17 protein-coding genes are annotated in these 24,444 nt (G+C 64.1%); 8 read left to right on the top strand and 9 right to left on the bottom strand.

The genetic code is table 11. The features are described 5' to 3' along the window. The first annotated feature begins 195 nt into the window (after positions 1–195). From BM338_RS01525 to BM338_RS01515, 3 genes are all read left to right on the top strand, one after another. Positions 196–4,353, top strand: a complete 4,158-nt coding sequence (locus BM338_RS01525) for a hypothetical protein (protein WP_090449016.1) — start codon at positions 196–198, stop codon at positions 4,351–4,353. Continuing rightward, a complete protein-coding gene (gene prmC, locus BM338_RS01520; RefSeq protein ID WP_090449015.1) occupies positions 4,346–5,194 on the top strand; it encodes a peptide chain release factor N(5)-glutamine methyltransferase in 849 nt (282 codons plus the stop codon). Before BM338_RS01525 ends, prmC begins: the two co-directional genes overlap by 8 nt. Positions 5,195–5,528: 334 nt before the next feature. Then, positions 5,529–7,586 (top strand): glycosyl hydrolase family 18 protein, encoded by a 2,058-nt coding sequence (locus BM338_RS01515; RefSeq protein WP_090450052.1) that lies wholly within the window; start codon positions 5,529–5,531, stop codon positions 7,584–7,586. A gap of 70 nt (positions 7,587–7,656) precedes the next feature. Here the strand turns inward: BM338_RS01515 and dxs are convergent, their stop codons facing one another. Further along, positions 7,657–9,549 carry a 1-deoxy-D-xylulose-5-phosphate synthase gene (dxs, locus tag BM338_RS01510; protein ID WP_090450051.1) on the bottom strand — a complete coding sequence of 631 codons (1,893 nt, stop codon included), beginning with the start codon at positions 9,547–9,549 and terminating at the stop codon, positions 7,657–7,659. 162 nt (positions 9,550–9,711) lie between these two features. Here dxs and BM338_RS01505 point away from each other — a divergent pair, with 162 nt between their 5' ends. Next, the gene (locus BM338_RS01505) at positions 9,712–10,131 is read left to right on the top strand and encodes a low affinity iron permease family protein (protein ID WP_090449014.1); all 420 of its coding nucleotides are present in this window, start codon (positions 9,712–9,714) and stop codon (positions 10,129–10,131) included. Positions 10,132–10,138: 7 nt separating this feature from the next. Here BM338_RS01505 and BM338_RS01500 read toward each other — a convergent pair whose 3' ends face one another. Then, entirely contained in the window at positions 10,139–10,744 is a 606-nt protein-coding gene (locus tag BM338_RS01500) for an HNH endonuclease (RefSeq protein ID WP_090449013.1), read from the bottom strand. Positions 10,745–10,773: 29 nt separating this feature from the next. Then, positions 10,774–10,941: a hypothetical protein gene (locus tag BM338_RS21540; protein ID WP_177229193.1), complete on the bottom strand. Its 168-nt coding sequence runs from the start codon at positions 10,939–10,941 to the stop codon at positions 10,774–10,776. Between the two features lie 75 nt (positions 10,942–11,016). Between BM338_RS21540 and BM338_RS01495 the strand changes: the two genes are divergently transcribed. Further along, positions 11,017–11,769 carry a SapC family protein gene (locus tag BM338_RS01495; protein ID WP_090449012.1) on the top strand — a complete coding sequence of 251 codons (753 nt, stop codon included), beginning with the start codon at positions 11,017–11,019 and terminating at the stop codon, positions 11,767–11,769. 153 nt (positions 11,770–11,922) lie between these two features. Here BM338_RS01495 and BM338_RS01490 read toward each other — a convergent pair whose 3' ends face one another. From BM338_RS01490 to BM338_RS01475, 4 genes are all read right to left on the bottom strand, one after another. Continuing rightward, positions 11,923–12,417 carry a RidA family protein gene (locus BM338_RS01490; protein ID WP_090449011.1) on the bottom strand — a complete coding sequence of 165 codons (495 nt, stop codon included), beginning with the start codon at positions 12,415–12,417 and terminating at the stop codon, positions 11,923–11,925. Between the two features lie 37 nt (positions 12,418–12,454). Then, a complete protein-coding gene (locus BM338_RS01485) occupies positions 12,455–12,886 on the bottom strand; it encodes a c-type cytochrome (protein ID WP_090449010.1) in 432 nt (143 codons plus the stop codon). Then, on the bottom strand, positions 12,883–14,490 hold the full coding sequence (locus tag BM338_RS01480) for a flavin monoamine oxidase family protein (protein ID WP_090449009.1): 1,608 nt from the start codon (positions 14,488–14,490) through the stop codon (positions 12,883–12,885). Before BM338_RS01480 ends, BM338_RS01485 begins: the two co-directional genes overlap by 4 nt. 212 nt (positions 14,491–14,702) lie before the next feature. After that, entirely contained in the window at positions 14,703–17,135 is a 2,433-nt protein-coding gene (locus tag BM338_RS01475) for a TonB-dependent receptor plug domain-containing protein (protein ID WP_090449008.1), read from the bottom strand. 254 nt (positions 17,136–17,389) lie between these two features. On the opposite strand from BM338_RS01475, the gene BM338_RS01470 reads away from it, so the two are divergent. From BM338_RS01470 to BM338_RS01460, 3 genes are all read left to right on the top strand, one after another. Then, entirely contained in the window at positions 17,390–18,865 is a 1,476-nt protein-coding gene (locus BM338_RS01470) for a TolC family protein (RefSeq protein WP_177229192.1), read from the top strand. A 315-nt stretch (positions 18,866–19,180) separates the two neighbouring features. After that, a complete protein-coding gene (locus BM338_RS01465; RefSeq protein WP_090449006.1) occupies positions 19,181–20,119 on the top strand; it encodes an efflux RND transporter periplasmic adaptor subunit in 939 nt (312 codons plus the stop codon). Continuing rightward, positions 20,119–23,241, top strand: coding sequence for an efflux RND transporter permease subunit (locus tag BM338_RS01460; protein WP_090449005.1), 3,123 nt, complete (start codon positions 20,119–20,121; stop codon positions 23,239–23,241). Before BM338_RS01465 ends, BM338_RS01460 begins: the two co-directional genes overlap by 1 nt. Before the next feature lie 103 nt (positions 23,242–23,344). Here BM338_RS01460 and BM338_RS01455 read toward each other — a convergent pair whose 3' ends face one another. Together BM338_RS01455 and BM338_RS01450 are read right to left on the bottom strand one after the other, a co-directional pair. Continuing rightward, positions 23,345–23,677, bottom strand: a complete 333-nt coding sequence (locus tag BM338_RS01455) for a hypothetical protein (RefSeq protein WP_218156283.1) — start codon at positions 23,675–23,677, stop codon at positions 23,345–23,347. A gap of 240 nt (positions 23,678–23,917) precedes the next feature. Then, positions 23,918–24,391, bottom strand: a complete 474-nt coding sequence (locus BM338_RS01450; protein ID WP_090449004.1) for a GNAT family N-acetyltransferase — start codon at positions 24,389–24,391, stop codon at positions 23,918–23,920. Positions 24,392–24,444 lie beyond the last annotated feature (53 nt).

Raw genomic sequence — 24,444 nt, 5'->3', positions numbered from 1 at the left:
GACTCCTCCCCCTGCTTGCAGGGGGAGGCTGGGAGGGGGGGCTTGAGCCATCCTTTCCCGCGCCAAAAGCTCTTTTCTCTTCAATCCAACCCCATTCGCCTTTACATCCCGTTCTATCCCCAGCAGTGCTTTTCATCACGCCGCCGAATCCACCTACACTGCACGGCGGCCACTGACGGCTACAGGGAGACAGGTATGCGTCGATGGGGATGGTTGTTCGGAGGGCTGGCGATCGCCGTCTCGGCATTCGCGCAGGACGTGCCGCCACCGTTGCGCGACTGGAAAGACTGGGCGCTGCACGACGTACCGCAACATGCTTGTCCGTTCCTCGCCACTACGGCGCCTAATGCCGGCAGCTATCAGTGCGCATGGCCTGGCCGCCTGGCCCTGGATGCGGGCAAGGACGGCGGGCGTTTCAGTCTCGACGTGCATGTCGACGCCCCTGGCTGGGTCAGTCTGCCCGGCGACGAGCGCAACTGGCCGCAGCAGGTCACGGTGGGCGGCAAGCCGCTGACCGTGCTTCATCGCAACGGCCAGCCGATGCTGTGGCTGGAACCTGGCGATTATTCACTGCACGGCGTGCTGCCCTGGGATGCGCGACCGGCGCGGTTGCGCGTACCGAATGCCATCGGCCTGGTGGCGCTGAATCTGGATGGCCATACGGTGAATCGCGTGGAGCGCAACGGTGAGCAGCTCACTCTGGGCGAAGCGGCCGAAGCACAGCGCGCGGCCGATGCGCTATCACTGCGGGTCTATCGTCGTCTTGAAGATGGTTTGCCCGCGACCTTGGAGACGCAGCTGCAATTGAATGTCACCGGCAGCGCGCGCGAGCAGTTGCTGGGGCCGGCGCTGCCGAAGGGTTTCGTCGCAACCGCATTGAGCGGTGATCTGCCGGCACGGTTGGAGAACGATGGACAACTGCGTATCCAGCTGCGTCCCGGTCAGTGGACGCTGCATCTGGACGCGCGCAGCACTGACACCTTGCAGCAGGTGGCGCTGAAACTGCCGGCGCAGCCGTGGCCGCGTCAGGAAATCTGGAGCTATGCCGACGATCCCGGCTTGCGCAGCACGCGTGTGCAGGGACAGGCGACTGATGCGTCACAGGCTGGTGTGCCGGGCGACTGGCAGGAGCTGCCGGCCTTTGTGCTGGACGATGACAGTGGCCTTGCTGTGGAGCAGGGCACGCGCGGCGGCGAAGGCGGGCAGGGCGACCAGATCCAGGTGCAACGACAGATGTGGTTGGACTTCGATGGCCGTGGCCTCAATGTCAGCGATCAGCTCAATGGCACCTTGCGGCAACGGCAGCGCCTGGATGTCGCCGCGCCGTGGCAACTGCAGCGCGCGACGCAGGGCGAAACGCCCTTGCTGATTACCGCGGCCGGTGAGGGCCGCAGCGGCGTGGAGCTGCGCGAGTCGGAATTGAATCTGCAAGCGGGCATGCGCCTTCCGTCGCACAGCGGCGCGCTGCCCAGCGGCGGTTGGCAGCTGCCGCTGGAAGGGATCGATGGCACTTTGCATCTTCCCTATGGCTATCGCCTGATCGGTGCGAGCGGTGCGGATCGTTCGCCGGATTCGTGGATCGCGCAATGGAGCCTGCTCGATCTTTTCATCGTCGCTTTGATGGCTTTGCTCGCGGGTCGCCTGCTTGGCTGGCCCTGGGCTTTGTTGGCGGTATTTTTCCTCGCACTGTCGCAGCATGAATCAGGTGCACCGCGCTGGACACTGGGCGTAGCGCTTGCGCTTGGGCTGCTTGCGCGTGCGCTGCCGGAGGGAAGGTTGCGTCTGGGCGCGCGCATCGGTGCGGGCGCCACCCTCGCGCTCGCTGTGTTGTGGACGCTGCCGTTTGCTGCCACACAGATGGATTACGCCTTGCATCCGCAACTGGAAGGCCAAGGCATCAATATCGGCCACGAAGTTTTGTCGCAGGAATACGCGCCGGATCGGCGTACATCCAAGGCCAACGCCCAAGTGGCGCCGGCTGTCGATGAAGCGTCGACCAATGCAATTCCCGCACCGAATCAGCCGCCGCCGAAGATCGTCGCGATGAGGGCGCCACCTGCGCCAGCGGCTCCCGCGGCTGATATCGACAGTGCAACGGAAGGTTATGCAAATGCTTCACCCTCGCTGCAAAGCGTCGTGGTCACCGGCTCCGTGATTCCACCCGGCAACCGCTTCGCCCACGCCGCGGATAACCACAGCGTGATCCAGGCCGGCCGCGGCGAACCTTCGTGGAATGTCGGCAACAATTATCGCCTCGGCTGGTCCGGCCCTATCGCCACGGAGCAGACCACACGCCTGGTCATTGCGCCGGCATGGCTGGTGCGTCTGTTGCGTGTGCTGATGCTTGGTCTGCTGGTGGCCTTGCTGGGCAGGATCGTGCTGCGGCTGTTCGCGTCGGCGGGTAGTGCGTGGCGCTCATGGCCGTTTGCGCGTGCTGGCGCGGCGCTGCTGCTTTTCGCCGTGTTGCCGCATGCGCAGGCACAGTCACTGCCCAGCGATGAATTGCTGCGGCAGTTGCAGGGCCGTCTTACCGAAGCGCCGAAGTGCGTGCCGGATTGCGCGGTGGTCGCATCGGCGGCATTGCAGGCGAACGGTGAGCAGATCCAGCTCGATATGGAAGTGCATGCCGGCGCGCCGGTGGCGGTACCGCTGCCGCGTGCGGATGCGGCCTTGCAGTTGCTGGATGTGAGTGTCGACGGACATGCCGATGCGCCACTCGCACAGCGCGGCGAGCAGGCCCTGGTGCGGCTGGAGCGCGGCGTGCATCGCATCGCTTTGCGCTACCGCGTGGACAACACCGATACGGCCAGCCTGCGCTTTGCATTGCGGCCGCAGCACGTGACCTTCAGTGGCCAGGGCTGGGTGCTGGACGGTGTGGACGCGGGGCGCGTGTTGGGCGATAGCCTCGCGCTGCATCGCGTGCGCGCCGGTGCCGATGGCAAGGAAGTGGCGGCCGCGGCGCAGACGTTCCCGCCGTATGTGCGCGTTACCCGCACGCTGGTGCTCGGCGTGGACTGGACGGTGGAGAACACGGTCGAACGCATCGCGCCACGCGACGGCGGTTTCAGTCTCGAACTTCCGCTGCTATCCGGCGAGCATCCGCTGGGCGACGATGCCCGCGTCCATGACGGACGCATTGGCGTGACCTTCAATGCGGGTCAGCAGCAAGTGAGCTGGACCAGCCGGCTGGACCACACCGACAAGCTCGAACTGAAAGCGCCGGCACTTGGCGAGCGCGCCGAGCAATGGCAGTTGCAGGTCGCGCCAATCTGGCATGTGGACAGCAGCGGCGTGCCGATGACCCAGAACGATGGCGGCCTGGTGTTCCAGCCGCTCCCAGGTGAAACCTTGCAGCTCGCGTTGACGCAGCCGAAGGCGATGGCAGGCGACAGCCTGGCTTTCGACAGCGTGCAGGTAAGTCATGCAGTAGGCGATCGCGCGACCGAAACCACGCTGAGCTTGCTCGCGCGCAGCACTCGTGGCGGCGAACACGCGATCAATCTGCCGGCAGGCGTCGAACTGCTGGAAGCATCGCGTGACGGCGACACTCTCAGCCTCGCCATCCGCGACAACAAGCTCGGTCTGCCGATGCTGCCGGGTCAGCATCGCTTTGAATTGCGCTTGCGTGAGCCGCATGGCGTGTCCGTGGTGACGCGCACCTCGGTGCTGGCCCTGCAGGCGCCAGTCGCGAATATCTCGCTCGACCTGAACCTGCCGGAAGACCGCTGGGTGCTGTGGACATGGGGTCCGACCGCCGGTCCCGCCGTGATGTATTGGTCGCAGTTGGTGGTGTTGCTGCTGGCGGCATGGCTGCTCGCGCGTTTTGCGCCGACGCCGCTGCGCTTCCATCACTGGCTGCTGCTGGGGCTCGGCTTCTCCGCGTTCGCGTGGAGTGCCTATGCGCTGGTGGTGGTGTGGCTGATTCTGCTGGGGCTGCGCCTGCGTCTGCCGTCCGAGCGGCTTGGCCGCGCCGGTTTCAATCTGACGCAGGCAGGGCTCGCGGGACTCACCCTGATCGCGCTGGCGGTGCTGATCTCGGCAGTGCCCAAGGGGTTGCTGGGCCTGCCGGACATGCATGTCGCCGGCAATGACTCCGCCGCGTGGCAGTTGCGCTGGTTCGCCGATCAAACACTGGATGTGCTGCCGCGCGCGGGCGTGTTCAGCGTGTCGCTGTGGGTCTACAAGATCGCCATGCTGGCGTGGGCGCTGTGGTTGGCGAACGCCTTGATTGGCTGGCTGCGCTGGGGCTTCGAGGCGTGGACGAAAGACGGCTACTGGCGCAAGGCCGCGCCGAAGCCGAGTGCGCCGCCGGAATCGCCGACGCAACCGGAGGGGGCCGCAAACGATGCCTGATGTCCGTGGCGTACTGGCCGCTGCCACGCAGCGCCTTGGCGAACGTGTCGATGCTGAGGCGCTGTTGCTGCATGTGTTGGAAAAGCGGCGCAGCTGGCTGATTGCGCACGACACGGATGTGCTGGATGCAAAAGTCATCGCGGTCTATGACGCGCTGGTCGCGCGTCGTGCCGCGGGTGAGCCCGTGGCGTACATCACCGGCCGTCGCGGCTTCTGGTCGCTGGAACTGGAAGTAACACCGGCCACGCTGATTCCGCGCCCGGAAACCGAGCTGCTGGTAGAACTCGCGCTCCGGCATTTGCCATCTGACCAGACGCTGCAAGTCGCCGATCTCGGCACCGGCAGCGGTGCCATTGCGCTAGCTATTGCGCATGAGCGGCCGCGAGCGCAGGTAAGCGCCGTGGATGTCAGCGCCGAAGCACTGAGCGTGGCGCGCCGCAATGCGCAGCGGTTGGGTATCGGCAACGTCCGGTTCGTGCAGGGCAGCTGGATGACACCGTTGTCTAACGAGTCCTTCGCGGTGATCGTTTCCAACCCACCCTATATCGAAGCGGACGATCCGCATCTGGGCCAGGGCGACCTGCGCTTTGAGCCGGCCGGTGCCCTGGCGTCGGGTGCGGATGGTCTGGATGCGATCCGCCAGATTGTGGCGGCGGCGCCCGCCCACTTGCAGCCCGACGGCTGGCTGCTGATGGAGCATGGTTGGGATCAAGGCCCGCCAGTGAGGGCTTTGCTGGCCGCGGCCGGCTATGTCGACGTCGAAACCGTTCGGGATCTGGAAGGCCGCGACCGCGTCAGCGGCGGCTGTTATCCCGGCCGAGCAAGGCCTTTCTCGATCTAATCGATGTGCTCGTTGACGGCCCGGAGGGCGGACTGTGTTCGCGCGCTCAGCCTTCCAAATGTCCGATTGACAACGTTGTCAACTGAGAGTCAAGTGACGCGGCTGGCGCCCGGGGTGTCAGCACTGGCGGGGGCTGGGGAGGGGCGTCACACACCGTTGGGGAGGGCCCGGCAGGCAGTACCGGCGGGGACCGGAGTCGGGCGGCATAACGGGCACTGACAGGGATGTTTGAACCATGTCATCCAGAACCTGGCTGCATGGTGTGCACGTATCCGGCGAACTGTGTCGCGTCGTCCAGCTGTTCGAACTCTCATTCGATCACTGGAGTCATGTCATGCGCATCCTGTTGAGAATATTTTTGCTGCTGGCGATCGTGCCAGCGGCCTTGTGGAGCGGAGCGGCGCAGGCGCAGAGCGCGACCTGTGCCGGCGTGGCGGCGTGGAACGCCACCACCATCTACAACGCGGGCGACAAGATGGTCTACAACAACCATCTGTATCAGGCGCTCACGCAGATCTGGAATACACCGCCCAACTACTGTGCGAGCTGCGGCTGGTATCAGGACCTTGGCCAATGCGGCGCCACCACCAATCAACCGCCGACCGCCACGCTCACCGCACCGGCCAACGGCGCCACGTTTACCGCGGGCGCGAACATCACACTGACGGCGACCGCTGCCGATAGTGATGGCACGGTCACCAAGGTGGAGTTCTTCAATGGTTCCACCTCGCTGGGCGCAGCTACGGCGTCGCCTTACTCGATCACGTGGAGCAACGTCTCGGCCGGCAGCTACACGCTGAAAGCCGTGGCGACCGACAATGGCGGCCTCACCGGCACCTCGGCTACGGTAAGCATCACGGTGAATCCCGCCAGCGGTGGTGACACCACGCCGCCGAGCGTGCCCGCGGGACTCGCATCTACCTCGCAGACTTCCAGCACCATCTCGCTGTCGTGGACGGCCTCGACCGACAACACCGGCGGCAGTGGCGTGGCGGGCTATGACGTGTACCGCGGCGGCACCCTGGTCGGTACGACCAGCGCCACCAGCTATACCGACACCGGTCTCGCGGCGAACACCAGTTATAGCTACACCGTGCGTGCGCGCGACAACGCCGGCAATGCCTCGGCGCAGAGCTCGGCGATCAGTGCGAAGACCGCAGCCAGCGGCGGCGGCGGTGGCAAGCGCGTGCTTGGCTACTTCACGCAGTGGGGTATCTACGGCCGCAACTATCAGGTGAAGAACATCGACACCAGCGGCTCGGCGGCAGTGCTGACGCACATCAACTATGCGTTCGGCAATGTGCGCAACAACATCTGCGAAGTGGGCGTGACCCAGGCATCGGACCCGAACACCGGCGTGGGTGGCGATGCGTATGCCGACTACACCAAGTCGTATGACGCCTCCAGCAGCGTAAGTGGCGTGGCTGATACCTGGAACCAGCCGCTGCGTGGCAACTGGAACCAGCTGAAGGAGCTGAAGGCCAAGTACCCCAACCTGAAGGTGCTGATCTCGCTTGGCGGCTGGACCTGGTCGCGCGGTTTCGCCAGCGCGGCGACGGCGGCCAATCGGCAGTCCTTCGTCGCTTCGTGCATCGACGCGTACATCAAAGGCAACCTGCCGGTGACCGACAGCGCGGGTGGTGCTGGCGCGGCGGCCGGCGTGTTCGACGGTATCGACATCGACTGGGAGTATCCGGCCGCGTGCGGCCTCAGCTGCGGTACCAGCGCTGACACCGCGAACTTCAACGCGCTGCTGGCCGAGTTCCGCCGCCAGCTGGATGCGGTGCGCCCGGGTCTGTTGCTGACCATCGCGGGCGGTGCGGGTGTCGACAAGATCCGGGTCACGCAGCCGAATCAGTATGCGCAGTACATCGACTTCGTGAACCTGATGACTTACGACTTCCATGGTCCATGGGAGAGCCCGACCAACTTCCACTCCGCGCTGTATGCGCCGCTGGGCGATCCCTCGACCGGTGACGCGGCGAAGTACAACACCAACGATGCAATCCAGGCCTTGATCGCGGCCGGCATGCCTGCGTCCAAGATCAACCTCGGCATCGGTTTCTACGGCCGCGGCTGGACCAATGTGCCGAACGCCAACAACGGCCTGTTCCAGACCAGCACCACCGCGGCACCGGGCACTTATGAAGCCGGCATCGAGGACTACAAGGTGCTGAAGAACCTGGGCTACCCGGCGTTCGACAACACCAGCGCCGGTGCGCACTGGATCTACAACGGCAGCACGTTCTGGAGCTTCGATGATCCGGCCAACATCCAGCGCAAGATGAGCTATGTGAAGTCGCAGTCGCTCGGCGGCGCCTTCTCGTGGGAGTTCAGCGGCGATGACTCCACGGGTACCTTGATCAAGGCGATGGCGAATGGGCTGAAGTAAGCTCGCTCGTTCCGTACAAAAAAGCCGGCCTGAAAAGGCCGGCTTTTTCTATGGCGATTCGATCCGGGTTTTAGCTGACGCTAGTGACTGCGGACGATGCCAGCATCGGGAACCGTGCGCGAATCGCGTTGCGGATGCCAGGCAGATCAAGCCCGGCCATGGTCAGCACTTGCTCGCGGCTGCCATGTTCCAGATAGACGTCCGGAAGGCCGAGATGCAGGATCGGCAGAGTTACGCCATGTGCGGCGAGACATTCCGCAACACCCGAGCCGGCGCCGCCGGCGACGGCGTTGTCTTCCAGCGTGACGAAAGCTTCGTGGGTCTTCGCTAGCTCGAGAATCATCGCCTCATCCAGCGGCTTCACGAAGCGCATGTTGACCAGCGTCGCGTCCATCTCGGCGGCAATCTCGGCAGCCGGCGCCAACATCGCGCCGAAGCTCAGCAGCGCAAGACGACGGCCGCGGCGGCGCAGTTCGGCCTTGCCGATCGGCAGGGTTTCCAGTTCCTTGCGCAGCGGTACGCCGGGGCCGGTGCCGCGCGGATAGCGCACGGCGGCGGGGCCGTTGTAGGCGAAGCCGGTGCTGAGCATCATGCGGCATTCGTTTTCGTCGGCCGGCGCCATGATCATCATGTTAGGCAGGCAGCGCAGGAAGCTCAGGTCGAAGCTACCTGAGTGCGTCGCGCCGTCCGGACCGACTACGCCAGCGCGGTCGATGGCGAAGGTGACGTCGAGGTTCTGGATCGCCACGTCATGGATGGCCTGATCGTAGGCGCGCTGCAGGAAGGTGGAGTAGATCGCCACCACCGGCTTGGCGCCTTCGCAAGCCATGCCGGCGGCCAGCGTCACTGCATGCTGCTCGGCAATCGCCACGTCGAAATAGCGCTGCGGGTATTCCTTGGAGAAGCGCACCAGGCCGGAGCCTTCGCGCATGGCCGGCGTGATGCCGAGCAGGCGCTCGTCGGCCGCGGCCTGATCGCACAGCCAGTCGCTGAAGATGTCGGTATAGGTCGGCTTGGCCGGGCCGGCCTTTTTCACCAGGCCGGCCTGCGGATCGAACGGACCCACCGCGTGGTATTCGATCTGCGCCTGCTCGGCCGGCGCGTAGCCCTTGCCCTTGGTGGTGATCACGTGCAGCAGCTGCGGGCCGGGCAGTTCCTTCACCGTGCGCAATGCATGCAACAGTTGCGGAATGTTGTGACCGTCGATCGGGCCGGTGTAGTGAAAGCCCAGTTCCTCGAACAGCGTGCTCGGCACGAACATGCCCTTGGCGTGTTCTTCCCAGCGCTTGAAGAAGCGGCCAAAGAACGACTGCTTGGGGATCGCACGCTTGGCGCGCTCGCGCCACACATTAAGCGTGTGGCTGGCCATCGCGCGGGCCATCATCTTGGTGAGTGCGCCGACGTTCTCACTGATCGACATGCCGTTGTCGTTGAACACCACCAGCATGTTCGGCTCCACGTCGCCGCCGTGGTTAAGCGCTTCGAAGGCCATGCCGGCGGTCATCGCGCCGTCGCCGATCACCGCCACGAATTTGCGCGGATCGCCTTTGCGCTGCGCGGCGATGGCCATGCCCAGCGCAGCCGAAATCGAGGTGGAGGAGTGGCCGACGCCGAAGGTGTCGTACTCGCTTTCTTCGCGGCGCGGGAACGGCGCCAGGCCGTCCTTCTTTTTGATGCTGGTGATGCGGTCGCGGCGGCCGGTGAGGATCTTGTGCGGATAGCACTGGTGGCCGACGTCCCAGACCAGGCGGTCGTTGGGGGTGTCGAACACGTGGTGTAGCGCCACGGTGAGTTCCACCACGCCCAGGCCCGCGCCGAAGTGGCCGCCCGAGCTGGCGACGGCTTCGATCAGATAGCGGCGCAGTTCTTCCGCGACGGCAGGAAGCTCCTCATCGGGGACGCGGCGCAGGTCGGCCGGCGTGTCGATGGTCGCCAGATGGGGGTAGTGGGACAAATCGTTCATCCGCGTATTGTTGAACCAGCGGCAGGGCGGAGCAAGGGCGGAATCGTGAAGCTGTGGTGTCATGCACTTCGTTCAGGCAGGACAAAAGCCTGTGTCACATCGTCCTGACGCGGCGGGAGCCAGTGTTTAAGCCATCCGCACACCCGGCTTAAGGAGCGTGCCATGACCGCGCAGACCGCTTTCCGCCGCTTTTCCGATGCCACCGCCCGTTACGCCGGCAGGCCCGCCGCCTTCCTGCTGGCTGTGCTGGTGGTCTTGATCTGGGCCCTTACCGGCCCGCTGTTCCACTTTGGCGATACCTGGCAATTGGTGATCAACACCGGCACCACCATCATCACGTTTCTGATGGTGTTCCTGATCCAGAGCACGCAGAACCGCGACAGCGCCGCCTTGCAGATCAAGCTGGACGAACTGATCTGCAGCAGCCGGGCGCACAACGCACTGCTAGCCCTGGAAGAGCTGGACGAACAGGAGCTGGAATTGATCCGCCGCCACTACGCGCGGCTGGCGGAAGCGGCGCGGGGCGATCTGGCGAAGTTCGAGGAAGCGGTCGAGGATGCGCGACAGGCGGGCAGGCGTTGAGCCTGCCTCAGGCCATCATCGGACGGCGGTCGCGGGGCAGGTGGTTGACCAGGAATTCCATCTGGTCAGCCAGGATGTTGCGGTTGGACAGGATCAGGTGCTCCACCCAGCTCGGCCGGTACGGCACGGCCAGCAAGGGCATGTTGGCCTGCTGCGGGGTGCGGTTGCTCTTCCTCAGATTGCAGGCGAGGCAGGCGCTGACCACGTTCTCCCACTCGTCCTTGCCGCGCTTGGAGATCGGAAGCACATGGTCGCGAGTCAGTTCGCCGCGGCTGAAGCGCTCGCCGCAATACAGACAGATATAGCGGTCGCGCGCGAACAACGCGGTATTGGTCAGGGCCGGTGCCGGGTCGATGGCGTGGTCGTGGCAATGGCCGGTGCTGGCGACGATCGGGTGCAGATGCAGACGGCTCTGTTCGCCGAGCTCGCGGTTATGCCCGCCATGCACGGTCAGACAAGGGTCGCCGAGGGTCCAGGCCACGGCCTCGCGGACGTAGAGGCAAACGGCTTCCTGCCAGCTGATCCAGTCAAGAATGCGGCCGCCAGCGTCCAGCGACAGCACCCGGGTCGAGTGCAGGTCGGCGACGCGATTCGGCATTTCAATCAGCCGCATTGGGGCTTCCATCGGCATGTAGTCGTCCTTCAGGCAACAGCGAAAGAGCGTTCAAACAATGCAACGGTGCTCGGGTTTTCCGCAGCATAGATCAACTTCGTTGCAAAACGCATGCAAATGCTTGTCAGGATTGAAAGATAGGTCCCGCGTCGGGTGGTTTCCGGGATCGCCCGGGCGCTGATATAGTGCTCATTCATCTGTAGACCCGACGCCGGGTTTGGGAGGGGAAGCCTGGGTGGCGACCCCGGCACGGCGGGGCAGAGGTAAGTGACGTGGCTGAAGTTCTTTTCTACGAGCGCCCTGTGCCGCTCAACCGTACCCAACACAAGGATCTGCGCCTCAAGGGCATTCCTAGCCTGAAGTTCGCCGCTGGCGTGCATTCGGTGCCGCTCACCGGCGTGGAATTCCCGGCCGCCGCGCGCGACCTGCCGATCCTGTTCGCCGGCCAGACCATGGAAGAAGCGGGCCCGATGGCTCTGCTTGGTCTGCGCCAGAACGAGAACCTGTTCGTCGATGCCGAAGGTCAGTGGGCCGCCAACACCTACGTGCCGGCCTTCGTGCGCCGTTATCCGTTCGTGCTGGCCGAGAAGCCGGCCGAACAGGAAGGCGATGACTTCACCGTGTTCCTCGACGAGGCCTACGAAGGCTTTGGCGATCAGGAAGGCGAGCGCCTGTTCAAGGAAGACGGCACGGACAGCGAAATGCTTTCCAACGCCGTGAACTTCCTCGGCGAATTCCAGCAGCACGTGGCCCGCACGCAGTGGTTCATGCAGCAGCTGCGCAAGCATGACCTGCTCGAGCCGCGCAACATCCGTCTCGAGAAGGACGGCAAGTCGATCAACCTCAATGGCCTGTACGTGGTCAGCGAGGAGAAGCTGCGCAATCTCGACGAAAAGACCTCGCACGAATTCCTGAAGGAAGGCGTGTTCGGCTGGATCTATGCGCACCTGCTGTCGCTGGCCAACATCGACCGTGTCGCCATGCGCCTGGACCTGATCGAACAGGCTCAGGCCACCAAGAACTGATCGCGCTTCATCGCGGAAAAACGGCATCCGGAAGGGTGCCGTTTTTTTTTGCGCAATGGGTTGGGAGCTGGGAACGAGGAACAGAAGAGGCGTTGCAGTAGTCGGTGGCACGGTAATCACCCGTTCCCCGTTCCCCGTTCCCCGTTCCCCAAATCAGGGCCGTACCGCAATCACCTCAATCTCCACCCGGTAACCTGGATTGCCCAGCGCGGCGATCTGGAATGCCGAGCGCGCCGGCAGCTTCGGTTGATCCTTGGTACCGAAGAACTGCGTATAGCCGGCCATGAAGCCGGCAAAGTCCATGCGTCCGCCGTGGCTTTCGTCGCCGACCAGGAACACCTGCATCTTCACCACGTCGCCCATGCTCAGATGCATGCTCTTCAGCTGCTTCTCGATCGCAGTGAGCACGCCGATGGTCTGGGTCTTGGTGTCGCCATAGGCGGCGACGGAATCCTTGGGCGCCTTCGCATCGACCACCGGCGGCACGTTGCCGCTGACATAGACCGTGGCCTTGCCGGCCGGTACTTCAACCGCCGCCGAGATGGGGAAATCGCTGTTGGGGATTTTGTAGCGCACCACTTCTTGCGCGGAGACCGCCGTGACGGCGAGCAGCAATAACGGTGCGAGACTGCCTGCGAGCTTGCGCATGAAACCATTCCTCTTGAGTGGGATGACGGATACCGCATCAGCGATGCATCGAGGCGACTTCCTCGGCGCTGATGCTATCGCTGTATTGATTGCCGAAGTGGGTGCGGATGTAGTTGATCACGCCGGCGATCTGCGTGTCGCTGAGTTTGGCATCTTCCAGAAAACGACCCTCCGCACCGGGCGTCGGTTTGAACGACGGCATGTCGCGGCGTCCGTGCAGGATCACGGCGGCCATGTATTGCGGCGATGTCAATCGCGGATTGCCGGTGAGTGCGGGATAGGTGCCGGCACCCTGTGCGCCTTTCGCATCAGGCATATGGCAGCCCTGGCAAATGCTGCGGAAGATGGTTTCGCCATCGGCCGCGGCCAGCTTCGAGCCGATATGCCCGGCGTTGTCGGACGACTGTGCATGCAGTGACGATGCGAAACACAGCACGGCTGCGGCTACCGCCTTGCTTATACGTTTCATACTTTGCCTCCCGCGATGGCGCGTTGATGGATGCGGCCGATGGCGTCGAGCGCGGAAGTCACCGCGCCTTCCTGCCAGGCCGGCAGATACGAAGCGTGCTCGCCGGCGAGCACGATGCGGCCATCGATCTTGCACAGGTTGTCGTAGTGCTTTGCGCGCGCTTCCTCGGTCCACACGCCGAAGCAGCCGAGAGTGAAGGGCGAGCGATGCCAGCCCACGGCCACGCCGTTTTCGAATTCCTCGCGATACTGCGGGTGGATCTGGCTGCCGTACTCCACAGCTTTTTGCACGCGCTGCTCCGGTGTCATCGCGGTGAACTCGTACGCACTGAGGCCCCAGATATAGGCGCCGAGCAACACGCCTTTGCCGCCGCTGTGATAGCCGGTACTCGGATAACTGATGTTGGCGATCGGCAGGTCGGTGTAACTGATGCCGCCGTAGATATGCTCGTCTTCTTCCCAGAAGCGCCGCTTGAACTGCAGGCCCACTTTTACGGAGGCCGCATACGGCACCGCGGCGATCGCATCGGCCATCGGCTGACTGACGTTGATCGGCAGCTGGCTGAGGATGGACAGCGGGATCGTGCATAGGCACCAGTCGGCGCTGGCGGTGTGTGTCACTCCGGGTGCGGTGGTGTCTTCGTAAGCGACGCTGACGCCGCGCTCGTCCTGCTGGATCGCGGTGACCTTGGCGTTGTAGCGGATCACATCCTTCAACTCGCGACCGAAGGCTTCGCCGATCTGGCCCATGCCGCCCACCGGCTGGAATAGCGTGGTCTGAAATTCGTAGATCTCGCCGGCGGACAGGCCCGTCCATAACCGCGAATCAAGAACATCCTTCAAGCCCATCGGCTGTGAGGGCAATGGCCGTGCGGAAAGACCGCCGCCCGGATCTTTATCGAAGCCGCGCCGGTTGCTGCTGTTGATGCCACGCGCGTAAATCAGGTTCTTTTCGAGCGCACCCCAGTCGCGCAGCGATTCCAGCAACAATTCCTGATCTTCCTTGCTCACCGCCGCGTCGAGCTTGCCTTGCTGCGTGGTCTTGGCCAGCAGTTCGGCCACGTGCCCGCGGTAGTCGGCATTGATGGCGCGATAGCGCTGCGGCTTGCCGCCGAACGCCTTGCTGTTGTGCAGATAGGCGTTGTGGTTGACTTGTACATACGCTTCCAGCGGTACGCCGAGCTTCTTGCAGTAACTGAGAATGCCGTGATGATGATGCGGCAGGCGCCACGGCCCCGGATTGACGTAAAGCCCCTGCTCGAACTGGCAGTGCTGGGTGAAGCCCCCCAGTTCGGTGAAGCGGTCGCCGCCGCGCAGCGACCAGTTACGTCCGCCGGCGCGATGGTTGTATTCCAGCACCTGCACGCGGTAGCCAGCCTGGCGCAGCTCGTAGGCCGCCACCATGCCAGCGATGCCCGCGCCAAGAATCAGCACGGACGCACCCTTGGGGGCGCCGTCCAGTTTGATAGGCCCGCGATAGTTAGACTCCGCCGCCATGCCCAGGCGACTCATCGCCTGGTACATCACGGCGCTGCCGGCGGTGACGCCGATCATGCGCAACAGGTCGCGCCGTTTTATCGAAAACCCGTGGCTATCGCCTTGCATCGAATACCCCTCGAACTTTAAGTGCCAGTCCGAAATCTCTCCGCGGCATGTATCGAGACAACCCGCTCCCTCCCCTGCGTGAAGCAGGGGAGGGCTGAGGTGGGGTCAAGCCCTGCATGGATGCATGAAGCTCGGTGCCAAGAGCACCCCCTCCCAGCCTCCCCCTGCTTGCAGGGGGAGGAGTAGTTATGTGGCGTGGAGAGATTCCGTCATCAGAAGCGATACGTGACCTTGCCGTACCAGTAGCGACCGTTGAAGCCGAACGGCGACAACGACGAGTACTGCAGACCATCGGCACGGTCCTCGTACACGTTGGCCAGCGACGCCTTGGTCGGGTACTGGTTGGTGAGGTTGTCCGCGCCCACGGTGAAGGACCAATCCTGCAGGTTGTAGCTGGCGGACAGATCCAGCAGCCAGCGCGCCGCGAACTTCTGATCCTGGCTTCCGTCGTCCATATCGCCGCGGCGGATCACCGAGCCGTAGCGGGTCAGGTTGGTGTGCAGGTTGAAGTCGTGGAACGCCCAGTCGCCGCTGAACACATACTTGGTACGTGGCGTCGACGAGGTGAGCAGACCCTCGCTGGCGCGACCAAAAGCCGGTGTCGAGATACTCAACACTTTGGTCTGGTTGTAGTTGCCACTGGCAGTCAGCGTCAGCTTGCCCCACGCATCCAGATCCAGCCGGTAATTGGCAATCAGGTCCGCGCCACGCGTGCGCGTGGTGGCGCCGTTGACGAAGAACTGCGCGCCGGTCACCTGGCTGTTCGGGATGCTCACCGCGATCTGGTCGGAGTAGAGGATCGCGTTGCCAATGCGGATCTGATACAGGTCCAGCGTGGTGCTGAAGTTGTCGAACGGCTGCCACACCGCCCCCAGGCCGTAGTTGGTCGACTTCTCTGGCTTCAGTGGTTTGGCGCCGAGTGCGATAGCGGCGGGATCCGACGTGCGGAAGGTGCCGATCTGCGCGAGCTGGCCGTTCTGGATCAGCGTCACCACCGACTCGTAGTTCTGCTGTGCCAGCGACGGTGCGCGGAAACCGTTCGACACGGTGCCACGCAGGGCGAACGTATCGGTGAACTGATAACGCGCAGAGAGCTTGCCCGAGCGCGTGGAACCCGCATCGCTGTAATGCTCGTAGCGCGCTGCCACGCCGGCCGACAGTTTGCTGCTGAGATCGGTTTCCAGATCCAGATACGCCGCTTCGCTGTGGCGGCCGAAACTGCCGGCCACTTCCGGCGTCAGGCCTGGATACACCTGCGAGCCACCGGCATACGGCGTCGTGGTGCCAGGAATCAGCGTCGCCGGATTGAAGAAGTACGAATCCGGATCGCCCGCATCGATCACATAGGTTTCCTTGCGGTACTCGCCGCCGAACGCCACCGTGAGTGGATTCGGCAGAAAGCCGACAGCGAAGTCCTTGCTCAGGTCCAGGTTGGCCACGCTCTGTTTGTTGCGGAAAGTGCCGGCGTGGAAATACGTCGGTGAGTGGCCCAGCGTGTAATACAGATTGGTGTTGACGCTGTTGGCGATGTCGAACACCAGGTTGTTCTCGCCATGGTCGGCCGAGAAATCCCAATGCCAGCCGCCATCGGTCTTGCCGCGCACGCCGAGCACCGCGGCGAGGTCGTTGCTGTGATTGACAATCTGCGGCAGGAAACCATTGGGATAGATCGCCGGCACGTTGCGTGCCGAGTTGTATGCACGGTAATAGCCGTTGGAAGTGACATCGCGCTTGCTGCCGTTGAGGTAGCCATACAGCTCGATATTCGGCGTGATGTTGTAGCCGAAGTTGAGCAGCAGCTGGTACGTCTTCACCGCCGGGTCGCCGTAGCGTTCGTACGGAATGCCGCTGGGGTTGGGCGCGCCGGCCAGTGTGGTGGCCCTGTTCTTGTTCTCGGCGCGATTGGTGTTCATCGCGTTCTGGTAATTCCACGCCAGCCGCGCCCAGCCGGGTGCATCGCTGCCGGTGCCACCGAGAGGGATGCCGACCGAACCCTGCACGCCGTTCTGCGCGCCGTCGCCCTTGTCCATCACGCCACCGCTGGCGGTCACACTGTTGTTGCCCGGTTGGCCACCGCGCTTAAGCACCACGTTGATCACGCCCGCGATGGCGTCGGAGCCGTATTGCGCGGCAGCGCCATCGCGCAATACTTCGATGTGATCGATGGCGGCGATCGGAATCGAATTGAGATCCACCGGTGCCGACCCACGACCCACCGACGAGTTGTAATTGACCAGGCTGGTGGTGTGGTAACGCTTGCCGTCCACCAATACCAACACCTGATCCGGCGACAGGCCGCGCAGGCTGGCCGGCCGGATCGCGTCATTACCGTCGTTGATGGCGGGTCGTGGGAAATCCAGCGAAGGGAGCAGGCTGCTGAGTGCGCTGGCGAGATCGGTACTGCCGGTGGCGGTGAGATCCGCGGGAGTCAGTACGTCGATGGGTGCGAGTGATTCGGAAGCGGTACGGTCGGTGGCGCGGGTACCGGTGACGACGACTTGCTGGAGCTGTCTTGCTTTGTCGGGCGAGGCCGCATCGGCGGCGGGTTTATCGTCGGCCCAGGCTGCGGAGGCGGCGAGGGCATTCATACAACACAAGGGCAGTACCGCGAGCGCCAAAGGGCGCCGCTTAAGTCGTTCTTTCATGGTAATTATCCCCGATCAGGCGAAAGTGACGGCTTCGTGCCTTGGGTCCTGCATCGCAGCAAATCCTCCCCAGGGCTGCGATGAATCGAGGCTATTTAAGATGGTGCGGTGCGTCAATATCTGGTCATTTGTTGGTCATTGGGTTGTAATGGTGGGCCCGGCGGGCCGTGCATCCGCGGCAAGAAATTTCGCTTCGGCGGTTATTACGTAAGGTTTTAAGGGTGTCCTAAGCGCCACCGGCCACGATGACCGCCATGTCCCCGACCCCTTCTGTTTCCCGACTCTTGCTTCGCCGGCACGCATGGCTCTGCGTAGCTGTTGCGCTCGCGCTCGCGGGCTGTGCGAGCTATGAGCCGAAGCCCATCGATACCGCTGCCACGCATGCGCAATGGCAGGCGCGACGACTGGACGATCCCGCGCTGGCCGAACGCATGCGCACGCTGTTGCCAGCTGGTCGCGAGACGTGGCCGCCGCCGGCCTATGGCCGCTCCGAACTGCTGCTGGCCGCGTTGATGTTGAATCCCGATCTGGCCGAGGCGCGCGCGCATCTGGCCGAAGCGGATGCGGCCGTCCGGACGGCCAAAGCCTTGCCCAATCCCACCGTCAGTTTGGCGCTTGAGCGCTACACGCAATCGCAGGCTGGCAGCAGCCCGTGGCTGTGGGGCATCACCACCGACATGCTGATCGACACCATGCTGCGTCGCCGTCTGCGCGCGGATCTGGCGAATGCGGGTGTACGCGGTGCGCGGCTGGATTACGCGGAGAAAGTGTGGGATGTGCGGCGTAGTCTGCGCACCGCTCTGGCCGATGTGATGCTGGCGCAGCGCCAGCAACAGTTGGCCGAACAGACCGTGGCGAAAGCGGGTGAGCTGCAGGCGGCATTGCAGCAACGGCATGCGTTGGGCGAAACCCTGCCCGCCGAAGTGCTGCAGTCCGCGCAGACGCTGGCGCAGGCGCGCAACGAATCCGCTGCCGCCGCGCAGCGCAGTGCCGATGCCAGGGCGAGGCTCGCGCGCGCCGTCGGCGTGCCGGTGCCGGCGCTGGACGATGTCCATCTGCGCTGGGATACGCTCGATACGCCTGCTGCCATTAACGACAAACTTCCCGCGTTGGCCGAGCGTGCACAGCTCTCACGCACCGATCTGGAACGCGCGCTGGTTGATTACGATAGCCGCGAAACCGAACTGCATCAGCAGGTGCGCGCGCAGTATCCGCAAGTCTCGCTGGGGCCGGGCTACACCTACGACCACGGTGTGCGCAAACTCCAATTCAATCTCAGCACCACCCTGCCTATCTTCAATCAGAACCAGGGCCCGATCGCCGAGGCCGAAGCGCGTCGCGAAGCGGCCGGCAAGCATGTGGAAGCGGTGCAGGCAACGATCGATAGCGAGATCGCCGCGGCCTCGGCCAAGTACGACGCTGCCTTGCGTGCTCTGAATGCGGCGCGCGGTGGGCAGCAGGCTGCGCAGAAGTTGCAGCGGCAGATCGAGCTTGGACATGCGCATGGTGAGGATGACCGCGTGGCGGTGCTCAATGCGCAGCTGGCGGCGTTGGCGGCGGGGCAGGCGGAGCTTACGGCGCTTGATCAGGCGCAGCAGGCGTTGGGGGCGGTGGAGGATGCGGTTAGGGCGCCGTTGGAGGGGGATGAGGTTTCTGTGCTTGGCGATTGCTCTGCGCTTCCTTCCTCCTCTGGAAAAAGGGATGGGGTGAGCGGCGGGTGCTCGCGATGACCTCTCTACTTCGTCATCCCTGCGCAGGCAGGGATCCAGTAGTGAAGCGCCCCGATGTTGGCGTTATCGCGACCGGGCTCGCCTGCCGCGGGCTTCCGAACCGCTGCCGCGGTCCGGGTCACTTTTCTTTGCTTGCCCAAAGAAAAGTAACCAAAAGAAATGGCAATACCAGCAGCGCTGTAGCTGCGCCTTTTCCAGTGTCAGGCGTCGGGATGGTTTTTTCTTTGGGGTCTGATCGTCCAGCCTTCATTGCCGCGCGGGCACCTGGAGATCAAGAGCCACGCATCGACGCGCTTTGCGCACGAGGAAATTGTGATGACTAATCGAATCCATCAGCGCGCGTTGTTGCGCGGTCTTGTCGTCACCTTGCTGGGCGGTTTCGCTGTGACGGCGGCGGCGACGGAGCTCAATGCCGAAGGGCAGGCGAAGCTTGGTTTGACGACGGCGGCTTTGCAGGCGTCGCAGGCGCCGGCGGAGTTGGCAGCGACGGCGGAGGTGTTGGATCCGTCGACGTTGTCGAAGGCGGTCGACGATATGGCGGCGGCGCAGGCGGCGGCTGAGGCGTCGGGTGCGGAGTACAAGCGGGTGCAGGCGCTGTTTGCGGCGGACGGGAATATGTCGCGCAAGGCGGTGGAGGCGGCGCGCGCGCAGTCGGCAGCGGATCAGGCGAAGCTGCGGCAGTTGCAGGCGCAGTTGCGGGTGGATTGGGGTGCGAGCATCGCGTCGCTGAGCGCCGATGCATTGCGCGCACGTGCGGAGGCGTTGCTCGGTGGGCAGGAGGTGTTGGTCAAGGCCGAGCCTTTGAGTCCACCGCCGGCAGGTTTTGCAGCGACTGGTGCGAGTCTGCATTTGTCTTCAGCACAGGCGGTGGATGCGCGGGTGGTAGGGCCGCTGCCACGCAGCAGTGCCGGACTTGCTGGTGGCTGGTTGTTGCAGGCTCCTGCGCCGGGGCTGACGCCGGGCATGATGTTGACCGCGCAATTGCAGGGCAAGGGCGAGTCGCTGTCTGGCGTGTTGCTGCCGCGCAGTGCGGTGGTGCGCTGGAATGGCGTGGCCTGGGCCTATGTAGTCAGCGACGCCACGCACTTCGAGCGCCGCGCCGTGAAAGCGCTGGCGATGACGCCATCCGGCTGGCTGGTAGGCGAACCGTTCAAGTCTGGCGAAAAAGTCGTGACGCGTGGCGTTGAGGCGCTGATCGCACTCGATGCCGCACCGGTACCCGCCGAAGCTGGCGCGGCGGCGGGTGGCGACTGATGTTGGTTGCCATCATTCGCACTGCGTTGCGTCACCCGTACTGGGTGGCGCTGTTGGCGGTCCTGTTGCTGGTCTTTGGTGTCAAGCATCTGACCGTCGCCAGCTACGATGTATTTCCCGAATTCGTACCGGCGGAAATCACCATCCAGGTGGAGTCGCCGGGCTTCACTGCGTTGCAGGTGGAGCAGCGCGTAACGCAGCCGATCGAGAACGCCGTGAATGGCGGCACCGATGTGGATGTGGTGCGCTCGCAGTCGATCCAGGGCCTGGCCGTGATCACGGTTGTGTTCAAGGAAGGCAGCGATCCGTTCCGTGATCGCCAGTTGCTGGCCGAGCGTGTCACCGAGGCGGCGACGCGTTTGCCGCAAGGCGTGCAGACGCCGACGTTGAGCCCGATGGTGTCGTCCACCATGGACCTGCTCAAGTTCGGCCTGCTCAGCGACAAGCTGGATCCAATCGCCCTGCGCTCACTCGCCGACTGGACCGTCAAGCCGCGTCTGCTCGCCGTGGCCGGCGTGGCGGACGCCACGGTGTTCGGCGGCGGCGTGCGCGAATGGCAGGTGCGTGTGCATCCCGATCGCCTCGCGGCGTTCGGCCTCACGCTGGAGGACGTGCGACTGGCCGCGGCGTCGGCCAGCGGTGTGCGCGGCGCCGGCTATGTCGATACACCGGCACAGCGTGTGGTGCTTGAAGCGGACGGCACCTTGAGCGATCCCAGCCAGCTGGCGCGCGCGGTGATCACGCAGCACGCCGGCCGCAACGTGACGCTGGGTGATGTGGCGGACGTGGCCGAGCACGCAGCGCCGGCCTTCGGCGACTCGCGCATCATGGGCAAGCCCGGCGTGCTGGTGGCGCTCAACAGCCAGTACGGCGCCAACACATTGGAAGTCACTCACGCGGTCGAGGCCGCGCTGGAGGACCTCAAGCCGATGCTGAAAGAGCAGGGCGTGACGCTGGTGGCCTCGTTGCATCGCCCCGCCACCTTCGTGGAGGTCGCGCTGAAGAACATGCGCGGCGCGCTGCTGCTCGGCGCGGTGCTGGTGCTGGTAGTGCTGGTGTTGTTCCTGCGCGATTGGCGCACCGCGTTGATCTCGTTCCTGAGCATTCCGCTGTCGCTCGCCGTCGCGGTGATGCTGTTCCCGTGGCTGGGTTGGACCGTCAACACCATGACCCTCGGCGGCCTCGCCGTCGCTTTGGGTGTGGTGGTGGATGACGCCATCATCGACGTTGAAAACATTACGCGGCGTCTGCGCCAGGCTGGCAATGCGGCGCCGCGCGTGCCGGTGATCCTCGCCGCTTCGATCGAAGTGCGCCGCCCAGTGGTGCTTGCCACGCTGGTAGTGGGCCTGGTGTTCCTGCCGATCCTGTTGCTGCCGGGCTTGCAGGGGAGCTTCTTCGCACCGCTGGCCGGCGCCTTCCTGCTGGCGACCTTCGCATCGCTGTTGGTCGCACTGACCGTGACGCCGGCCTTGTGCCTGCTGTTGTTGCGGCCAGACCAGCGTCATCGTGAGCCGCGCTGGCTCAAGCGCATGAAGCTCGCGCAGCATCGCTTGCTGGAGCGCGCGCTGCCGCACAGTCGCGCCTTGCTGATCGGCGCGTTGTTGCTGGGCGCTGCCGCGGTGGTGGCGCTGCCGTTCTTCGGTGCCTCCTTGTTGCCGGAATTCCGCGAAGGCCATTTCGTGCTGCAGGTGATGGGCCCTTCCGGCACATCGATTGAGGAAATGGACCGGCTAGGCGAAAGCATTAGCAAGGACGTGCTGGCGATTCCCGGTGTAGCCACCGTATCGCAGCAGGTCGGTCGCGCCGAGGCGGTGCAGGACACCTGGCCGCCGAACCAGAGCGAGTTCCACGTCGAGCTGAAGCCCGGTCTCGCGGCGAACGACCAGATACGTATCGAGAAGGCGTTGAAGGATGCGCTCGATAGCTACCCCGGCCTCAGCGCGGAAGTAGTCACCTTCCTCGGCGACCGCATCGGCGAGTCGCTGTCCGGGGAAACCGCGCCGGTGTCGATCAGCATCTACGGCAACGATCTGGACACACTGGATCAGCTCGCCGCGCAAGTGAAGCAAACCATGCAGCAGGTGCCGGGTGCAGGTGGCGTGCGTTTGGCCGACGCGCCGACGGTGCCCACGCTGCGTATCGCACCCGATCCGGTGCGTCTGGCGGCTTACGGGCTGCGCATGACAGATGTGCTGGATGCCTTGGCCGCATCGCATCAGGGTGTAGTGGCAGGCGAAGTGTTCAGCGGCGTGCAGCCGATCGCGATCCGCCTGCAGCTCGATCCTGCCACGCAGAAAGATCCCGAAGCAGTGGGGCAGTTGCTGCTGCGCAATCCGGCGGGCCGCAACGTGACGCTTGCTTCGGTGGCCGACACGGATCTGGTGGACGGGCGCGCGAACGTGTCGCACGAAGGTGGCCGTCGTCGTCTGGTGCTGGCGGTGACGCCTACCGCGACAGATGTCGTCGGTTTCGTCGCGCAGGCGCAGGCCGCGCTGACGAAGAGCATCAAGCTGCCCGCTGGTTACTACCTCGAGTTCGGCGGTGCGGCCCAGGGTGCGGTGCAGGCGCGTCACGATCTGCTATTGCACGGTGGTCTGGCCGGTGTCGGCATCCTGGCCTTGCTGATGATGGCTTTTCCGGATCGCCGCAGCGTGGCCCTGATTCTCGCTAATGTGCCGTTTGCCTTGGTGGGCGGCGTGATTGCCGCAGCGATCACCGGCGGCGTGCTTTCTATCGGTGCCCTGGTCGGCTTCGTCACCCTGTTCGGCATTTCCGCACGCAACACCATCATGCTGATCTCCCACTACGAGCATCTGGTGGAAGAAGAGGGTGTGCACTGGAATCGCTTCACCGTGCTGCGCGGTGCGCGCGAGCGCCTTACGCCGATCCTGATGACCGCACTGGTTACTGCGTTGGGCCTGCTTCCGCTGGCATTGGGCAATGGCGAGCCGGGGCGCGAAGTGGAGGGGCCGATGGCGATTGTGATCCTCGGCGGGCTCGCCACGTCGACCCTGCTCAACCTGCTGGTGATGCCGGCGCTGGCGGGGCGGTATCTGCGCCTTGAAACGAAGAAGGCTACCGCCGTGGCTGGCGATAACGCCTCGCTGCCTAGTCACGGGTAATTTGCCGGCGCGTCATTCGAGCGCGCCGGCGATTTCATCACCGCAAAAACAACGAAGGAGCGCCGTGCGCTCCTTCGTTACCTGCTCAGCGTAAGCGCCTTGCTTACTTGCCGATGGTCTTGCTGACTTGGTTTTCCTGCTGGTTGAGCGTCTTCTGTTCCTGCTTGGTGATATGGCCGCCGTTCTGGCTCGCCATGTCGCGCTCTTCCTGACGGATCTGATGGTCGTCCTTGTGCAGCTGCGCGGCCTGGCCCTTGCTCAGATCGCCTTCCTTCACTTCATTGTGGATGCGCTGGTTCTGGTTGTGCAGGCGGTTGTTGACCTGCTCGCGGCGCGGATGATTCTTCTGCCACTTGGTATCCGCAGCCTGTGCTGTGCACACGCCCATGCTGGCAACGATCAACGCGCCGGCAATCATCATCGACTTGATCTTCATAGCGAACTCCCCCGCGGTGGATGGTGGTGGCGGGCGGTGCGGTATGCGCCGTCCGTGATGTGCATCCTACGCAGGCGATGCGGCGGGGGAAGAGGGCGCGACAAGCAAATAGGGCGCTTGGTTCATGTCTCCAGCGGCTGTGTAAACGCAGGAAAATACGTGCCGCCGAAACGGTCAACCGAAGTGCGAATGATGCGTCTATCTGTTGCCTTTGGTGGACCGCGAAAAGGGCGCGCCGCGTCAACGCACAGGCTTGGCCAGACGCAACAGATCCGCGCCATAGCCGTTGGCTTCGTACAAAGCTCGCGCGCGTTCGTTGCCCGGAAATACGGCCAGCGTCACCAGCATGCAGCGATGCTCGCGCGCCCAGGTTTCCGCGTGGGTCAGCAGCGCGCGGCCGACACCCTTGCCTTCGTGTGCGGGCGCCACCGCCAGATCGGAGATGTGGCAGTTGGTGTGCCCGGTGAAGAAGTCCTGCGTCTTTTGCAGATGGACGAAACCGACTCTTTCGCCGCCATCGTCTTCGGCGACAAACAGAAAGCTGTTCGCCGGCTGTTCTTCGAGATGGCGCGCAAGGTCCTTGCGGATGCCGGCGATGCATTCGTGGCGCCGGCGCCAGGGTGGCAGGGTGAAGTCCACAAAGCGGGGAACCAGGGCGAGGATGAAGTCGTCGTCGTCCTCGGCCAGCCGAATCAGAAAACTTATGTCAGTCATGCGCTTGGGTGTCTGGGGTTGTAAGGCAGGTTCTACACCACGGCATGTATAGG

The sequence above is a fragment of the Dyella sp. OK004 genome, assembly GCF_900114495.1.
In the GTDB taxonomy this organism is placed as follows: domain Bacteria; phylum Pseudomonadota; class Gammaproteobacteria; order Xanthomonadales; family Rhodanobacteraceae; genus Dyella_D.
Note: the sequence above shows the minus strand (reverse complement) of the source record. Positions and strands in the feature narration are given on the sequence as shown.

Excerpts from the sequence above, each read along its gene's own strand:
- BM338_RS01455 (WP_218156283.1), bottom strand. The coding sequence starts at position 23,677 with ATGAAGATCAAGTCGATGATGATTGCCGGCGCGTTGATCGTTGCCAGC.
- BM338_RS01505 (WP_090449014.1), top strand. The coding sequence starts at position 9,712 with ATGACCGCGCAGACCGCTTTCCGCCGCTTTTCCGATGCCACCGCCCGT.
- BM338_RS01490 (WP_090449011.1), bottom strand. The coding sequence starts at position 12,417 with ATGCGCAAGCTCGCAGGCAGTCTCGCACCGTTATTGCTGCTCGCCGTC.
- BM338_RS01480 (WP_090449009.1), bottom strand. The coding sequence starts at position 14,490 with ATGCAAGGCGATAGCCACGGGTTTTCGATAAAACGGCGCGACCTGTTG.
- prmC (WP_090449015.1), top strand. The coding sequence starts at position 4,346 with ATGCCTGATGTCCGTGGCGTACTGGCCGCTGCCACGCAGCGCCTTGGC.
- BM338_RS01450 (WP_090449004.1), bottom strand. The coding sequence starts at position 24,391 with ATGACTGACATAAGTTTTCTGATTCGGCTGGCCGAGGACGACGACGAC.
- BM338_RS01470 (WP_177229192.1), top strand. The coding sequence starts at position 17,390 with ATGTCCCCGACCCCTTCTGTTTCCCGACTCTTGCTTCGCCGGCACGCA.
- BM338_RS01515 (WP_090450052.1), top strand. The coding sequence starts at position 5,529 with ATGCGCATCCTGTTGAGAATATTTTTGCTGCTGGCGATCGTGCCAGCG.
- BM338_RS21540 (WP_177229193.1), bottom strand. The coding sequence starts at position 10,941 with ATGAATGAGCACTATATCAGCGCCCGGGCGATCCCGGAAACCACCCGA.
- BM338_RS01485 (WP_090449010.1), bottom strand. The coding sequence starts at position 12,886 with ATGAAACGTATAAGCAAGGCGGTAGCCGCAGCCGTGCTGTGTTTCGCA.
- dxs (WP_090450051.1), bottom strand. The coding sequence starts at position 9,549 with ATGAACGATTTGTCCCACTACCCCCATCTGGCGACCATCGACACGCCG.
- BM338_RS01460 (WP_090449005.1), top strand. The coding sequence starts at position 20,119 with ATGTTGGTTGCCATCATTCGCACTGCGTTGCGTCACCCGTACTGGGTG.
- BM338_RS01465 (WP_090449006.1), top strand. The coding sequence starts at position 19,181 with ATGACTAATCGAATCCATCAGCGCGCGTTGTTGCGCGGTCTTGTCGTC.
- BM338_RS01500 (WP_090449013.1), bottom strand. The coding sequence starts at position 10,744 with ATGCGGCTGATTGAAATGCCGAATCGCGTCGCCGACCTGCACTCGACC.
- BM338_RS01525 (WP_090449016.1), top strand. The coding sequence starts at position 196 with ATGCGTCGATGGGGATGGTTGTTCGGAGGGCTGGCGATCGCCGTCTCG.
- BM338_RS01475 (WP_090449008.1), bottom strand. The coding sequence starts at position 17,135 with ATGAAAGAACGACTTAAGCGGCGCCCTTTGGCGCTCGCGGTACTGCCC.